Origin of the sequence: Roseibium sediminicola (genome assembly GCF_023156505.1) — a bacterium.
Lineage (GTDB): Bacteria > Pseudomonadota > Alphaproteobacteria > Rhizobiales > Stappiaceae > Roseibium > Roseibium sediminicola.
The window spans coordinates 158,634-173,342 of sequence record NZ_JALNMJ010000010.1; the positions used below are offsets into that span (position 1 = coordinate 158,634).

Sequence of the window (14,709 nt, forward strand, 5' to 3'; positions counted from 1 at the left end):
GATCCTCATGTTTCTCGACACCCTGATCCGCCGCAACCCGGCCTTCATCGAAGCGGCGATGGCCCTGCATCAGCAGGGAAAGATCCCAGCCAATGCCTATGTACTCGACCTTGATGCGGTGGAAAACAACGCTCGCCTCTTTCAGAACGAAGCGTCCAGACACGATCTCAAAACCTTCGCCATGACCAAACAGGTCGGCCGTCACTCCGGCTTTTGCCAGGCGGTCATGAAAGGTGGCATCGACCGCTCGGTCGCCGTCGACATGGCCTGCGCCGTCGCTTGCGACCGCGCCGGCTTGAAGACCGGGCATCTCGGTCATCTGGTTCAGGTCCCCCGCCAGGAGGCAGCCTTTGCCGCAGCGCAACTGCAGCCGGATTACTGGACGGTCTTTTCCGATGAAAAGGCCGCCGAAGCCGCCAGCGCGGCAAAGGCCGCAGGCCGGACCCAACAGCTTCTCGCCCGCATCCAGACCGAGGGCGACACTTTCTACCGGGGCCACGAAGGCGGTTTTGCCGCCGAGGACGTCGTCGAAGTGGCCGCCCGGCTGGACGCCCTCGACGGTGGAGCCTTCGCCGGCATCACCACCTTCCCGGCTCTGCTCTTCGATCTCGACACCCGCAAGGTGAAGCCGACTCCGAACCTTGCCACTCTCGGCCGCGCCGCCGAGGCCCTGGCAAAGGCCGGACGGTCGTCCATCGAGATCAACGCCCCCGGCACCACCTCCTCGGCGGTTCTGGCGGCACTGGCCGAAGCCGGCGCCACCCAGTGCGAGCCCGGCAACGGCCTCCACGGTACCACGCCGCTTCACGCGGTCGAGGACCTGCCGGAAGATCCGGCCGTTCTCTATCTCTCGGAGGTCTCCCATCACCATGGCGGCAAGGCCTATTGTTTCGGCGGCGGGCTCTATATCGATCCGGTCTTCCCGAAATATCAGGTCCAGGCCCTGGTTTCCTCCGAGCCGACGTCCAGCCGCTCGGCGCTACTGGACGTCGAGATCCCCGACTATTCGGCAATCGACTATTACGCCATGATCGACGCGACCGGCCCGAAGCCGCCTGCCTCCGGTGACACGGTCGTCTTCGGCTTCCGCGGACAGGCTTTTGTCACCCGGGCTCTTGTTGCCGGCATCTCCGGCGTCAGCACGGACAATCCGAAAGTCACCACCATCGAAAACGGCTTTGGCGATGCCGTCAGCTGGCCGGGAGCCTTCCAGCAATGAACAAAAGCGATCCCGTTCTCTCCCTGACCAACATCCACAAGGCCTTTGGCGGTGTGGTCGCCATCGAGAACTTTTCACTCGATCTGAAAGCCGGCGAGATCGTTGCCCTTGTCGGCGACAACGGCGCCGGCAAATCCACCCTGGTCAAGATCATTTCCGGCGTTCACAAGCCGACCACCGGCGAGATCCGGCTGGACGGCGAGGCTGTCAGTTTTTCCGACGCCAGCTCGGCGCGCAGCCGGGGCATCGAGGTCGTCTACCAGGATCTGGCGCTGGCCGACCAGCAGCCGGTCTACATGAACATGTTTCTCGGCCGCGAGCTGACCAAGCCGCCCTTCGGCCTGCTTGACAAGAAGCGCATGCGCCGGGATTGCCAGCAGCTGGTCGACGAGCTCGACGTGCGCATCCCCTCCGCCACGTCCACCATCCGGGACCTCAGCGGTGGTCAGCGCCAGGGCATCGCCATTGCGCGCGCGACCCACTGGGCGTCGAAGCTGGTGCTCTTGGACGAGCCGACTGCGGCACTCGGCGTCGCCGAAACCGCCAAGGTGGAAAAGCTGGTCGCTTCCCTAAAGGAGAAAAACCTCGCCATCCTGATCATCAGCCACTCGCTCGATCAGGTCTTCCGTCTCTCAGATCGCATCTGCGTCCTGCGCCGCGGTCAGCAGATCGGTGTGCGGGAAACAGCCCAAACCGACAAGAACGAGATCGTTTCCATGATCACCGGTGTCTCGGGTTCGGCGTAACACCGGACCCAAACCTCAGAACGGGCCTCAGAAGGGGATAGTCACGTTGACCGTCGCGCCATAGGAGCGGAAGTCATCCGTGCCTATGCCATCGAAGAAGCCCTCGCCCGAAATCCGGATGCCACGGCCCGGGATCAACAGCCCGGCGCCGGCTTCCAGCCGTGCCCGCAGATCCTCGTCCGACGAAGCCAGCGTCGCGTCGGTCGGCAGATCGTCCTGCAGCTTGTTGAAATCATAGATCCCGGAGAGTGACAGGAACGGCGAGAACAGAAGCCGGTCGTCCAGCACCAGGTCCCAGGTCACCTTCGGTCCGAATTCCAGTCGGCCGAGATCGAAATCCTGCGACGGGATCAGCCGGCCCAGCGTGTCGGTATAGCTGTCCTGCTCTTCGTAATAATAGGTAATCCGCGCAAACGGGCTGACCCGCGTGGTTTCGGTCAGCTTGAAGTCACCGGTCAGCCCCCCCTGCAGCAGGAAACGCTGGGTCCGGAAGTCGTCCTCGAACAATCCGAGCGCATTGACGGTGTTGTAGGACTGGCCGTAGGTCGCCAGACCGTCCAGATAGAAATTCTGGTGCACACGCAGCGCAGCGTAGGGACCGGCCATCCAGCCCACGCCGTTGGCAGAAGTGTTGGCCGCGCCGTTGGTCTCCTCGGTGATGTCGAGCTGCCCCAGAAGGCCGAAGACGGCCCGGTCCTTGTAGCGGTAGTCGACGCCGGCGAACAGGAGACCCGTATGGCTGTTGCTGCTGTTGTTGTCGGTGATGGCGAACGTGCCCTGGGCCCAGAAGTCCCAGCCGGACTGAGGGCTGCCGCCGTGGCCACCATCCTGGCCACCTGCTGTCGGAGCCGCACCATTCGTCCCGCTGAGGATCGCCAGGGCATCCTCCGCCGCGACTGGTGCCGCAACCGCCGTATAACTCATCGTGCCTGTGGAACTGAAGCTGTCGAAGGCCGCGTACCGGTCCGCTGTCGCCAGTCCGGCCGCACCGGTGTCCTCGTCACCTTCCCCGCTACGTGAACCGCTCTGCAGGGAGTTCATGAACGCCCTCATGGAGAACTGAAAGTCACCGGACTGCGAATAGGGTGTCACGTTGAAATTGAACCCGTTCTGGCCGCGCTGGCCGCCAAAGGGCCCATTGGTCAGGCGCGAAACGATGTCCGGCTGACCGGAGACGATCGCATTGGCCCTGTTGGTGACAAAGGATGCAATGACTTCCTTGGTCTTCTGGATATCCGCCTCGGCATCGCGTTCATTGGTCAGCGAGAACGACACGCTTGTCAGCCCGGCGGCACTCGCCGAGACCGAATAGGCGGTGAGCGCGCCCCTGTCATAGCTGGACGCGGTCGAATTGGCGGTCATCGCCGAGCTGGTGGCAGTACCGTCGGAACCGGTGGTCACCGTCTCGGTATTGGTTCCCGAACCGGCGAAGGTCAGCGACGCCCCGCTGGCCGGCGCCGTGAAGGTCACGCTCACGCCTGCGACACCGTTGTTGCTGCCATCCGTGACGGTGGCCACGAGCACCTCGGAGAACTGCGTGTTGATTTCCGTCGATTGCCCCGAACCGGAGGTCACCGCCAGTCCGGAGGCAGAGCTTGCCGCCGTGCCGCTCACGGTGATGTTGAACGGGTTCTCGTCCGTATCGTCGTTGACGAAATTGAAGTCGAAGCCGAAGGCGCCCGCGGCGGTCGGCGTGTAATCCACCTCGAGTGTCGCCGTGCCACCGCCGCTGGCAACCGTGGTCGAACTCAGCGCAAAACTGTTGACCGTCGCATTGGTGGTGCTGGTCACATTGGCGCCAACGGTCGGCGTCGTGACGGAAAGCGCGCCCGTGCCGCTGTTTGTGATCGTATAGGTGATCGTCGCGGACGAGCCTGCAGCCACGGTCCCGGACACGGAATCGGTGCCGCCGTCCGTGATCGCGCCGCTCTCCGAGGACGACACCTCGATCTCCGCAACGCCTGACGCCGTGCCGCTCACCAGAATGTCGTAGGTCCCCTCGTCGGCATCGTCGCTGACAATGTCCAGCTGGAAAGAAAACGCCCCGGCGGCCGTCGGCGTGTATTGAACGGTGAAGGTGGTCGTTGCGCTGCCCGCAAGGGAACTCGAGCCCGGCGCCGAGATCGAATCCACACTCACATTGCTGGCCGCTGCGCTGGTCGGCGTCCCCGTCAGGGTAAGGGTTGCGCCGCCAAGGTTCTCGATCGTGTAGGTCAACGTTTGCTGCACGCCGAAGGTCACGGTGCCCTGGCTGTCCGTGCCGCCATCGGCGATCGAGGTTCCCGCCGGGCGCTGCACATCGATTTCGGCCGGCCCGAGGGCCGTTCCGCTCACCAGAATGTCGTAGGTGCCCTCATCGGCATCGTCACTGACGATATCCAGTTCGAAGGAAAACGCCCCGGCGGCCGTCGGCGTGTACTGAACGGTGAAGGTGGTTGTTGCGCTGCCCGCGAGCGAGCTCGATCCGGGCGCCGAAATCGTATCCACGCTCACATTGCTCGCGGCCGTGCTGGTCGGTGTGCCGGTGATCGTGAGGGTCGCCGTACCGGTGTTCTCAATCGTGTAGGTCAGGGTCTGCTGCACACCCGCGACGACGCTGCCCTGGCTGTCCGTGCCGCCATCGGCAATCGAGGTACCGGCCGGACGCTGAACGTCGATCTCGGGCGAGGACACCGTCAGGGTATCGGAGGACGTGCCCGAATTGCCGAGACTGGAGGTCAGATCCCCGGTCGTATTGACATAGGCCCCGTCGCTGGACGCAGTCACATCGGCTGCGACGGTACAGGTCGCCCCAGAGCCGACCGTGCCGCCGGTGTAGCTGATGACACCCGAGCTGCTCACCGCCGTAATGGTCCCGCCGGTACAGGTGGTCGATGCATTGGCAGGTGTCGCCACCGTCACGCCCGACGGCAGGTTGTCGGTGAAATCAAGAGACGTCGCGGCCGATCCGTTGGCGGAGTTGTCGATCGTGAAGGTGACGGTCGATGTGCCGCCGATCACGATCGTGGACGGTGCAAAGGCCTGGGTGAAGACAGGCACTGCCGTCGCGGTGCCACTCACTGTGAAGTTAAATGGGTTTTCGTCGGCGTCATCGTTGACGAAGGTCAGGTTGAACGAAAACGCACCGGCGGCCGACGGAGTGTACTGGACGGCAAAGGTTGTCGTGCCTCCGCCCGCGGTGACGGTGGTGGAGCCAGGCGCGGATATCGAATTGACGGTGACATTGCTCAGCGTGTTCGAGGTCGCCGTCGCAATGGTTAGGTCGTCAGTGCCGGAGTTTGTAACGGTATAGGTGACGGTGGTTGTGGATCCCGACACTTGGGTACCTTGCGCATTGGTGCCGCCATCCGTCACCGCACCACCGATGTCTGCCGAAACCGAAATCTCGGGCGTTCCTGTGCCCGTTCCGCTGACAGTGAAATTGAACGGGTTCTCGTCACCATCGTTGTTGACAAAAGACAGCCCGAAGGAGAACGCACCGGCAAGTGTTGGTGTGTACTGCACCTGGAACGTTGTCGTGCCGCCGCCACCCGTCACAGTCGTTGAGCCCGGTGCGCCAATGGAATCAACGGTGACATTGCTCAGCGACGAAGAAGTCGCCGTTGCCAGCGTCAGGTCGCCGGTCCCTGAGTTTGTCACCGTATAGGTCACCGTGACAGCGGAGCCTGCAGTCTGGGAGCCCTGCGCATTGGTGCTGCCATCCGTCACCGCACCGCCTATATCCGCCGAAACTGAAATCTCGGGAGCGCCTGTCGCCGTGCCGCTGACCGTGAAGTTGAACGGGTTTTCATCACTGTCGTCATTAGAAAAGGAAAGGTCGAAAGAGAACGCACCGGCGAGCGTCGGTGTGTATTGGACCTGGAACGTCGTCGTTCCGCCGCCACCAGTAACCGTCGTCGAGCCCGGTGCGCCGATGGAATCAACGGTGACATTGCTGAGTGACGAAGACGTTGCTGTGGCAATCGTCAGATCACCCAATCCCGAGTTGGTCACGGTGTAGGTGACGGTCACGGTGGATCCCGCGGTCTGGGTGCCCTGCGCATTGGTGCCGCCATCCGTCACAGCGCCGCCGATATCCGCCGAAACCGATATCTCCGGTGTGCCCGTACCTGTGCCGCTGACCGTGAAGTTGAAGGGATTCTCGTCGCTGTCGTCGTTGGTAAAGGATAGGTCGAACGAGAACGCTCCGGAAAGAGTTGGCGTGTACTGGACTTGGAAAGTCGTTGTCCCGCCGCTGGGCGCTACGGTGGTCGAGCCGGGCGCGCCAATGGAATCGACGGTGACATTGCTCAGCGAAGACGACGTTGCTGTGGCAATCGTAAGGTCGTCCGTGCCCGAGTTGGTCACGGTATAGGTCACGGTTACCGTCGAACCTGCGGCCTGGCTACCTTGGGCATTGGTGCCGCCATCCGACACCGCTCCGCCGATATCCGCCGAAACGGAGATCTCCGGTGCTCCAGTCGCCGTGCCGCTGACCGTGAAGTTGAACGGATTCTCGTCGCTGTCGTCGTTGACAAAGGACAGCCCGAAGGAAAACGCACCGGCGATGGTCGGAGTGTACTGAACCTGGAAGGTCGTCGTGCCTCCGCCGGCGGTCACTGTGGTGGAGCCGGGCGCACCAATGGAATCGACAGTGACATTGCTCAGCGAAGACGACGTTGCTGTGGCGATCGTCAAATCATCCGTGCCCGAGTTGGTAACAGTGTAGGTGACTGTCACCGTGGAACCGGCGGTCTGCGTGCCCTGCGCATTTGTACCGCCATCTGCAACCGCGCCGCCGACATCCGCCGAAACGGAGATCTCTGGCGTACCAGTCGCCGTGCCGCTGACCGTAAAATTGAAGGGGTTCTCGTCGCTGTCGTCGTTGGTAAAGGAAAGGCCGAAGGAGAAGGCTCCGGCGAGGGTTGGCGTGTATTGCACCTGGAAGGTCGTCGTGCCGCCACCGCTTGTCACGGTCGTTGAGCCGGGAGCGCCAATGGAATCGACGGTGACGTTGCTCAGCGACGAAGAGGTCGCCGTCGCTATCGTCAGGTCGGCAGTACCGGAATTGGTCACGGTATATGTGACAGTCACCGTGGAACCGGCAGTCTGCGTGCCCTGCGCGTTGGTGCCGCCATCCGACACCGCGCCTCCAATATCCGCCGAGACCGAAATCTCTGGCGCCGCCGAAGCGACCGACCCGCTGCCGGCATTCTGCGTGTAGGTTACGGAAAAGGGACCGCTGATCGGCGCCGCATCGTAGTTGCCCGAAACCGTACATCCGGACGAACAGTTGAAGACACCCGAGAAATCATTGGCCTGACCAAAACTGGTCCCGTCGGAAACGTTGGTCGTGCCGCCATCGTGCGCGATCGAGATGCTGGAAAATTCTCCCGATGGATCATCGATACCTATGAGATCGATGGTTACCGAAGAGCCACTCCCTGGCGCGAAGTTTATGTAATCAAAGGTTCCGTCAACAACGGCAGTTGTCGAGCAAGTATCGTTGGTTATGTCGAGAGTCAGGTCGCCCCCTGTCGTGACCGACAAACTGGAACAATCGTCCCAGGCAGCGCGCGCGCTTTGCAGGTCGAAAACGCTCAAGGTAAGTGCGGCGGCGATTACCGTCAGCAGCGTCCGGACGATCAAGACAGACCAGAACCGGTAACCCGGCCATATCATCAACTGTCCTCGACCGCTTCCCACTGCACTGACACTCACAGTCATCCCCCTGATTTGGCACTCACTGCTGACTGCCCCCGCAGCCGTTTTCTTTGTGAAAGGAGTTACCGGGGAACACAACTAAAACGAGTTGATCCAAATTGCAATCTTACAGAAATAATTGCGATTTCCTCACCCTATAATAGAATCAAAGTGTCACACAGAAGCAACAACTCCACTTGGAGCCTGTCAGTTCATCATTCGACACCGGCTTGAATTTACTCGTAAAATAAGAATTTCAGTAAGATTTAGTAAGATTTGCAATCTAAAGAAGCAAAATTCCCTCTAAGAGGGCTGTTTCCAGACCTTCAATATTTAATAGTGCGGATGTCACAAAAGACTAGACTCTCAAAGTTCGACTCATTTTCGAATTGCAAATAAAAAAAAATCATGTGAAAGTTGCGATTGAATTTGCTGAATCTTTCTAAAATTACAACCTTGGATTCCGTTTTGCCTGACGCCAGGGTCAAGTCTTAATACAAGAAATTCTTCTCCTTTGAGAAGAATTGGGGGGGACATGTCAGAACCTTTTCTCGCCGAAGTCCGAATTGTCGGATTTAATTTCGCGCCGCGCGGATGGGCCTTCACCGACGGACAGATCCTACCGATCAATCAGAACCAGTCGCTCTATTCGCTTCTGGGAACCACCTATGGCGGCGATGGACGCACCTCTTTCGCGCTCCCGGACCTGCGCGGCAGAACGCCGGTTCACCGGTCGGAAGGTCACCGCCTCGGCCAAAAAAGCGGTGCGGAGACAGTTACCCTGACCGCGGCCGAGATCCCGGCCCATACGCATACGGTGAAGGCCGTGTCTACCGTGGGCAACAACAGGTCACCGCAAGACTCATTGTTCGCCTCGGAAGTCGCCCCCGATCTTCCCTACAGGGCCCCAGCGGCCGCGACCAACACAGCTTTGCGGTCCGGAACGGTGACCAATGCCGGCGGCGGTCAGGCGCATAACAACATGCAGCCTTACATCACCTTGAATTACTGCATCGCCCTGCAAGGGCTTTTCCCTTCACGAAATTGACCTGGAGGACACGGGATGTCTGAACCATTTGTCGGTGAAATCCGTATGTTCGCCGGAAATTTCGCGCCGCGCGGCTGGGCTTTTTGTGACGGCCAGCTGCTGGCCGTTTCCCAGAATGACGCGCTTTTTTCTCTTCTTGGCACGATATATGGCGGCGATGGCCGCACCACCTTCGGTCTCCCCGACATGCGGGGCAGGATACCGATCCACGCAGGCACAGGACCAGGGCTCAGCCCGCGCCGACTTGGCTCAAAGGGTGGCGCTGAAAAGGAGACGCTGACAACCAATCAGCTTGCCAGTCATTCGCATGATTTCAACGCGAACACCGCGCTCGGTGAAGAAGTCAATCCGCAAGGCCGCGTCCCTGCCGAGGGAGACGGTGTGAACTTCTACATCGCTGAAGACCAGGACATCGATATGGCATCGGACATGATCGCCAACAGCGGCGGATCACAATCGCACACCAATTTGATGCCAACGCTGTGCGTGTATTTCATCATTGCTCTCTTTGGCATCTATCCGAGCCGGCACTAGGAGGCGACCATGTCAGAACCGTTTATCGCTGAAATCCGAATTTTCGCCGGAAACTTCGCGCCGCGTGGATGGGCATTCTGCGATGGCCAGCTCTTGCCCATTGCCGAGCACACCGCACTTTTTTCGCTGATCGGCACCACTTACGGCGGCGATGGCAGAAGCACAACCGCCCTGCCGAACCTTGAAGGCCGGGCCCCGATGCATCCGGGCCGGGGGCCGGGCCTGACCGCTCGACGGCTGGGCGAAAGGGTCGGCGTCGAAACCGTAACTTTGACGGAAGCACAAATTCCGTCACATCGCCATACGGTCCGGGCAAACCTGAACGTCGGCAATCTCCCGAACCCGGGCACAACGCATTCTCTCGCGCGTTCCGGCTCCGACCGTCTCTACCACAGCGACACGACAACCAATCAGGTCGATATGGCCTCTGAAACCTTGTCGACGTCCGGAGGCAGTCAGGCTCACGCCAATGTTCAGCCCTATCTTGTGCTGAACTACATTATCGCGCTAGTCGGCCTCTACCCCTCCCGCAGCTAACCAATGCAGAACGGAATCGCCACTCGAACCAAGGGGCCGGTTCCAGATCAGCATAAAGGAAACGCATCATGTCAGTTGAACAAGCTGCTTCAGAAGAATTCGAAGGCAACGTGACGGCCGATCCCAGCTATTTCCGGATTTTCTTTGCCGCCACGACGCCTGGAGGCGTGCTGGAATACAAGGACCAGACCCAGGAAAACGGAGGCTTTGCCGCCGATTTCACGCAACTTACTCAGACGGTTTTCAAACCCGCTCCTCTCAACGCCTCGGTCACCCAGGAAGGCTATGTCGCGCTTCTCGCCGCCGACGGCGCGTCGGGCAATCTCGTCTATATTCGCGAAAGCCGGAACCAGGACGCGCCCGAGCGATTTGCCCCGCCCCAAGATCTCGGCAAGCCGGACGGCGTTCCGGATTTTCTCGACACGGTCCTGATCAATGGCGTCACCGGCCGGCAGAACGTGTTTGTGACAAGTTCGGCAGCCGGCAATGCGATCTGGTGGAAGTTCCAGAACGTCAATACGGTCAAGATGGAGACGATCACGGTCGTGCCTCCGGGCACCGACACGCCCGTCGAAATCACCGTGCCGGTCGAAATCCCGCCAAGCCAGCCCTGGGCGGATTGGCAGCAGCTTCCGGGCGCGCTTTGCAGCATCACGGCCACCCAGAATGCAGACGGACGGATCATTCTCGCCGGCATCAATGCGGACAGCGTACCCTACATGAACATGCAGTCCAGCGACCGCCCGCTTCTGCCCGAAGGCTGGCTGGGCTGGAAGGACATTGCCGGCGGGCTCACAGGGTTCGAGCAGCTCGTCTGCGGCATTGACGGCAACGCGCTTGTTCATATCTTCGCGCGCATCGGCAGCAAGATCTACATCATGTCCCAGCAGGAAGTGTCTTCCGAACAGTTTTCAAGCTGGGCCCTGTTTGCGTCTTTCAACGCCCCTGTCCAGACCATGACCGTCTCGGTGTCATCCAACAACGGCCTTTATCTGGCGGCCCAGGTCGGCTCGGGGGCGGACAGCCCGGTTTATGCCAAGTACCAGACAGGTGGCGCAGACGACAACTGGTCGGCACCTCAGGTCATTGCCCATGTCGCCAATGACAGCGCATTGCTGCTGCAACCCAATGCGGACACCAGCCTCAGCCTGTTTGCCCTTGAAACCGGCACCGGCGATGCGGCAGTTCTGAACCAGTTGACGCTCGCCCACTGGTCGGCAACATGGACCCCGCTCGGCGGCCCGCTGTCCGCGATCGCCCTGACCCAGGACGTCACGCCCAATCCGTCATGACGGACCCGGCCGCGATGGACCTGCCGCATCCGGCGCCCGAACTTGCATTGCCGCTGTGCCCGCGCGCAGCGGCAATCGGCATTTCCTATCGCCCCATGAGCGAGGAAGACCTCCCCTTTCTGGCAGCGCTTTACCGGTCGACGCGGGAGAGCGAGCTCGACCGGACCCCCTGGACCGAGGCTGAAAAACAGGCCTTTATCGGTATGCAGTTCGAGGCCCAGCATACGCACTATCAAACCCATTATCCGGATGCGCTCTGGCTTGTCATCGAACGGGAGGCCGCGCCCATCGGCCGGCTTTATCTGGAACGCTGGGACCAGGAACACCGCATCATCGACATTGCGCTGATACCGCGGGTGCGGGGCCACGGCATCGGCCAGGCCATTCTGGAAGACCTGATCGACGAGGCGGCCTCAGCCGGTAAATCCCTCAGCATTCATGTCGAAAAGGAAAACCCGGCCATGCGGCTGTACCGGCGGCTCGGTTTCCAAAAGCTGGAAGACAAGGGTGTCTATGATCTGCTGGCGCATCCTTGTAGTTGACCGCCACGCCAGATGACACCTTCATGTCTCAGGTGAAAACGGCCTCATACTGGATGCCGGCGTCTTTTTCGGCGACGGGAACCAGAAAAAGATCCTGCTCCCCCAAATCCGGCTGAAACAATGTGTAGATCGATTGCTCGAGAACCGGCTCCGGCGGCCCCTGCAGCAGGACGGAGAAAGCGCCGCCATCACGCGCGCCGGCCCCCATCGCCTTGACCTCGACCAGAGACAGCTGAAGCCCGGCTTCCGCCGAGCGGACCTCGAACGCCGTGTCCACCAGCTTTTCGAAGTCCTGGATGGTCAGTGTCTTAAGGTCCGTCATTTGGCTCTCCTGAATTCCGGTTCACGCCCCAGGAAGGGCGCCTTCTCGAAAAGTTGTAAAGCAGGCGGCACTCAACCGCAAAAGGCTTTTTTTCCGCCACCTGCATCGCATGTCGAAACACCGCACAAACGCCGATCGGCATCGACGCTATTGGTCGATCAGCTGGCCACTCTGTCCGCCAGCCCCTTCAAGACCACCTTGTTGCGGCTGGTCACAGTCGAGCGTTTCCATCCATACTTGTCACAGATCCGGCTGAACTTTCCAGCGCCTGCCTTGCACATGACTTCGAACTGAAGCGCCCGCCGGGCTTCGGGATCCTCGACAAGCGAGAACCAGGTGATTGCTTCCTCGGCCCGGCTGATCTCCCGGGGAGAATAGGACCGCCGGCGTCTGGAAGCCTTGCGCCGGTAATCTGGCCAGGCCGCCAGAACGGCTTTCGGTCCGTCGCCCTTGCCTGTCGCCGCGATCACTTCAACCGCCTCGACCAGCCGTTCCATCACCATGTCCGGAGCATTGGTTGTCATACTATCTCCTTGGCAAACCCGGTCGAACGCCCGGCGAGATGCCGGGTCAATTCTGTCGACTGAAACGGGAGAAGGAGCCAGACGACTTGCCAGCCTAATTGCTGCGGCCACCCTGCTGCTTGAGATACCCTTCTTCCCAGAAACCGTAATAGTCGGCCTGCGGCGGATAGGGGTTTTCGTCCCGGGATTTGCCGTTCCGGCACGCTTCGGCACCGCGTTCTAAGGCGTGCAATTGCGCCTTGGTGAGATAGCTGTTCATCCTGCCGCTTCCCAAACCCTTGAAAAATATGCCTCTCGCCAATCTCACCCACGACGCACCGCAAAGCTGGCTCGCCGACCGCCGGACACGCAACACAGCCGTTGATTGACCCGCGCAGTGTAATCAACCGAATTTGTCTGACAACTGCTTTCATGCCGCCTGCTCCCGTAAACCACCGCCCATTTGCCGGTCCAGCTCATAGGAAAGCAGGACTGACATCGTCACCGTCGGAGCAGCTGGATTCAGCTGTTTGGCAACCGCCAGAAGCGCCTGAAGATCGATCCTGTCGAAGTGATCCAGAAACCCCTGCCGGTCGACCCAGTCCGGCTTGTTGAGCACCAGCCAGGACACCGCGGTAAAACAGGGCGCAGACCAGTTGCCGCGGTTTTCCGCGGTATTGATCAGGCCGAAGACCAGCCGCAAATGCTCCGGACCGTGCTTCTTCAGAAGCGTCTGACAGGTGCGTCGCGCCTTGGATTGATGCCGGCCCTCTGCCCGTCTTGTGTGCGCGACGAAATGCACGCCAAATTCGGCGGCGATCCTGTCGACCACTGCACCTGATGCCATCACACCACCTCCTGTTTACCGGTCTGCGGCTTGCGCAGGGTCGCAAAGGCCTCTTCGGCGCGCTCCCGCGCCGTTCTTGGCATTTGTTCATGCTTTGTTCTTCTTGCTTCAAATCCCGCGCTTCGTCCGGTCCCATGCCGGGCCGGACCTGTCGTCCCCTTTGATGTTGCCGGCCTCTGCTCCTGGCCCAGCTTCAAGTGTCTCAGCTCCAGGGTCAGAAGCCTGTTGCGCGCCTTTTCCAGCGCAAAATCGTCTTCCAACCGGGAGCCGGGCCGTTCCGCCCGGATCCTGCAATGGGCGACCTTGGCCCGGGCGGCATCGATTTCGTCCTCGATGTTTCTCATGACAAGCGCTCCCGTTTTCCGGTTCTGCAGACCCTTGAGACCAGCGCGCCGATCCCTTTCTCCACCCTCCTCAGGGCGATCCGTTTGACAGTCATCGTCGCTCCAACGCTATTACTAACGACACAAATCTGATGTACGCTTTATGCGTACAAGTGTCAACGTTTACTCCATACAAATTTGCTGCTATGACGTATGTAAATGACGCATTGGATCGACGCTGCCATGGAGACGAACACACAATCCGCCCCATCGGCTCAGCTTGTGGAACTGAAGGACCGCAGCGGCCTGTCGATCCGTGCGATCGCCCGCGCGATGGGCTATCAGAATGCGTCGTCTATCCAGCGCTATTTCAGCCCCGACTACGCCAAGCCGGCTCTGCCGGCGGATTTCGTCGCCAAATTGCTGCCGGTCCTGATCGGCAAGGGCGAAAGACCCATCAGCCGGGACGACATCCTGGCTCTCGCTCCGACTTCGCTGACGGATCTGGAAGCCGCAAGTGCCCCCTCAAGAGCAGCCGTCGCCCTGGATCTCAAGGGCCAGGTTGCGGCGGGTCTTTGGATGGAAGCCGGTCTTTTCGAGACCGATGCAATCCGGGAAACCAGCATCGCGGGAGACCTCCGATTCCCGAGTGAAAGCCAATATCTTCTTGAAATAAAAGGCGAAAGCTTGAATCGGATTGCCCAGGACGGCGACTTCATCCTGTGCCTCGACTATCTGGAAGCCGGAATTGAAATGAAATCCGGCGACCTTGTCGTTGTGGAACGGTCCCGGGACGGCGGCCACACGATCGAACGCACTGCCAAGCGCGTTGTCCGCCGCAATGGCATGATCGAACTGCGGCCTGAGTCCGACGATCCGCGCTTCCAGGAACCGGTCATCTTCGACGAGCATGACGAAGAAACCACCGAAGTCCGCATCATCGCCAAGATCCTTAGCGTCATCCGCCAGATCGTCTGAAACCCGCGCCGAAACACCTGACCGACTGTCTTCGCCAGCGTCGATCCGATGCCAGCGCCGGCGCGCGATGACAAGGCAAAATCGCGCGCGCGCCACCTCCCCTTCGCCGGACACCCAAGACCCGCTCGCCGACATA

General features: G+C 60.5%; 14 protein-coding genes. 8 read left to right on the forward strand and 6 right to left on the reverse strand.

Annotated elements, in window-relative coordinates:
- Nucleotides 1-7 precede the first annotated feature (7 nt).
- The gene (locus M0H32_RS15670; protein WP_248155647.1) at nt 8-1,219 is read left to right on the forward strand and encodes an alanine racemase; all 1,212 of its coding nucleotides are present in this window, start codon (nt 8-10) and stop codon (nt 1,217-1,219) included.
- Nucleotides 1,216-1,965: an ATP-binding cassette domain-containing protein gene (locus M0H32_RS15675; RefSeq protein WP_248155649.1), complete on the forward strand. Its 750-nt coding sequence runs from the start codon at nt 1,216-1,218 to the stop codon at nt 1,963-1,965. Before M0H32_RS15670 ends, M0H32_RS15675 begins: the two co-directional genes overlap by 4 nt.
- Before the next feature lie 27 nt (nt 1,966-1,992).
- On the opposite strand, the gene M0H32_RS15680 is transcribed toward M0H32_RS15675, so the two are convergent.
- Nucleotides 1,993-7,626, reverse strand: coding sequence for a choice-of-anchor D domain-containing protein (locus tag M0H32_RS15680; protein ID WP_248155651.1), 5,634 nt, complete (start codon nt 7,624-7,626; stop codon nt 1,993-1,995).
- 556 nt (nt 7,627-8,182) lie between these two features.
- Here M0H32_RS15680 and M0H32_RS15685 point away from each other — a divergent pair.
- The 5 genes from M0H32_RS15685 to M0H32_RS15705 all read left to right on the forward strand — a co-directional run bounded on the left by M0H32_RS15685 (nt 8,183) and on the right by M0H32_RS15705 (nt 11,600).
- Nucleotides 8,183-8,695 carry a phage tail protein gene (locus tag M0H32_RS15685; RefSeq protein WP_248155653.1) on the forward strand — a complete coding sequence of 171 codons (513 nt, stop codon included), beginning with the start codon at nt 8,183-8,185 and terminating at the stop codon, nt 8,693-8,695.
- A 15-nt stretch (nt 8,696-8,710) separates the two neighbouring features.
- Nucleotides 8,711-9,229 carry a phage tail protein gene (locus M0H32_RS15690; protein WP_248155655.1) on the forward strand — a complete coding sequence of 173 codons (519 nt, stop codon included), beginning with the start codon at nt 8,711-8,713 and terminating at the stop codon, nt 9,227-9,229.
- Nucleotides 9,230-9,238: 9 nt separating this feature from the next.
- Nucleotides 9,239-9,766, forward strand: a complete 528-nt coding sequence (locus M0H32_RS15695; RefSeq protein ID WP_248155657.1) for a phage tail protein — start codon at nt 9,239-9,241, stop codon at nt 9,764-9,766.
- A 68-nt stretch (nt 9,767-9,834) separates the two neighbouring features.
- A complete protein-coding gene (locus tag M0H32_RS15700; protein ID WP_248155659.1) occupies nt 9,835-11,058 on the forward strand; it encodes a PLL family lectin in 1,224 nt (407 codons plus the stop codon).
- Complete coding sequence (locus M0H32_RS15705; protein WP_248155661.1) at nt 11,055-11,600, forward strand: GNAT family N-acetyltransferase; 546 nt, start codon at nt 11,055-11,057, stop codon at nt 11,598-11,600. The genes M0H32_RS15700 and M0H32_RS15705 overlap by 4 nt, the downstream gene beginning before the upstream one ends.
- 28 nt (nt 11,601-11,628) lie before the next feature.
- Here the strand turns inward: M0H32_RS15705 and M0H32_RS15710 are convergent, their stop codons facing one another.
- The 5 genes from M0H32_RS15710 to M0H32_RS15730 form a co-directional block, all read right to left on the reverse strand.
- Entirely contained in the window at nt 11,629-11,922 is a 294-nt protein-coding gene (locus M0H32_RS15710; protein WP_248155663.1) for a DUF6916 family protein, read from the reverse strand.
- A gap of 158 nt (nt 11,923-12,080) precedes the next feature.
- The gene (locus tag M0H32_RS15715; RefSeq protein WP_248155664.1) at nt 12,081-12,446 is read right to left on the reverse strand and encodes a DUF6362 family protein; all 366 of its coding nucleotides are present in this window, start codon (nt 12,444-12,446) and stop codon (nt 12,081-12,083) included.
- A gap of 94 nt (nt 12,447-12,540) precedes the next feature.
- Nucleotides 12,541-12,705 carry a hypothetical protein gene (locus M0H32_RS15720; RefSeq protein WP_248155666.1) on the reverse strand — a complete coding sequence of 55 codons (165 nt, stop codon included), beginning with the start codon at nt 12,703-12,705 and terminating at the stop codon, nt 12,541-12,543.
- 150 nt (nt 12,706-12,855) lie between these two features.
- Nucleotides 12,856-13,272 carry a hypothetical protein gene (locus M0H32_RS15725; RefSeq protein WP_248155668.1) on the reverse strand — a complete coding sequence of 139 codons (417 nt, stop codon included), beginning with the start codon at nt 13,270-13,272 and terminating at the stop codon, nt 12,856-12,858.
- Nucleotides 13,272-13,616 (reverse strand): hypothetical protein, encoded by a 345-nt coding sequence (locus M0H32_RS15730; RefSeq protein WP_248155670.1) that lies wholly within the window; start codon nt 13,614-13,616, stop codon nt 13,272-13,274. The genes M0H32_RS15725 and M0H32_RS15730 overlap by 1 nt, the downstream gene beginning before the upstream one ends.
- Before the next feature lie 198 nt (nt 13,617-13,814).
- Here M0H32_RS15730 and M0H32_RS15735 point away from each other — a divergent pair, with 198 nt between their 5' ends.
- Nucleotides 13,815-14,573 carry a LexA family protein gene (locus M0H32_RS15735; protein ID WP_248155672.1) on the forward strand — a complete coding sequence of 253 codons (759 nt, stop codon included), beginning with the start codon at nt 13,815-13,817 and terminating at the stop codon, nt 14,571-14,573.
- The last annotated feature ends 136 nt before the right edge of the window (nt 14,574-14,709 follow it).

Coding starts and splice junctions, on each gene's coding strand:
- M0H32_RS15670 (WP_248155647.1), top strand. CDS start 8: ATGTTTCTCGACACCCTGATCCGCCGCAACCCGGCCTTCATCGAAGCG.
- M0H32_RS15675 (WP_248155649.1), top strand. CDS start 1,216: ATGAACAAAAGCGATCCCGTTCTCTCCCTGACCAACATCCACAAGGCC.
- M0H32_RS15680 (WP_248155651.1), bottom strand. CDS start 7,626: ATGATATGGCCGGGTTACCGGTTCTGGTCTGTCTTGATCGTCCGGACG.
- M0H32_RS15685 (WP_248155653.1), top strand. CDS start 8,183: ATGTCAGAACCTTTTCTCGCCGAAGTCCGAATTGTCGGATTTAATTTC.
- M0H32_RS15690 (WP_248155655.1), top strand. CDS start 8,711: ATGTCTGAACCATTTGTCGGTGAAATCCGTATGTTCGCCGGAAATTTC.
- M0H32_RS15695 (WP_248155657.1), top strand. CDS start 9,239: ATGTCAGAACCGTTTATCGCTGAAATCCGAATTTTCGCCGGAAACTTC.
- M0H32_RS15700 (WP_248155659.1), top strand. CDS start 9,835: ATGTCAGTTGAACAAGCTGCTTCAGAAGAATTCGAAGGCAACGTGACG.
- M0H32_RS15705 (WP_248155661.1), top strand. CDS start 11,055: ATGACGGACCCGGCCGCGATGGACCTGCCGCATCCGGCGCCCGAACTT.
- M0H32_RS15710 (WP_248155663.1), bottom strand. CDS start 11,922: ATGACGGACCTTAAGACACTGACCATCCAGGACTTCGAAAAGCTGGTG.
- M0H32_RS15715 (WP_248155664.1), bottom strand. CDS start 12,446: ATGACAACCAATGCTCCGGACATGGTGATGGAACGGCTGGTCGAGGCG.
- M0H32_RS15720 (WP_248155666.1), bottom strand. CDS start 12,705: ATGAACAGCTATCTCACCAAGGCGCAATTGCACGCCTTAGAACGCGGT.
- M0H32_RS15725 (WP_248155668.1), bottom strand. CDS start 13,272: ATGGCATCAGGTGCAGTGGTCGACAGGATCGCCGCCGAATTTGGCGTG.
- M0H32_RS15730 (WP_248155670.1), bottom strand. CDS start 13,616: ATGAGAAACATCGAGGACGAAATCGATGCCGCCCGGGCCAAGGTCGCC.
- M0H32_RS15735 (WP_248155672.1), top strand. CDS start 13,815: ATGACGCATTGGATCGACGCTGCCATGGAGACGAACACACAATCCGCC.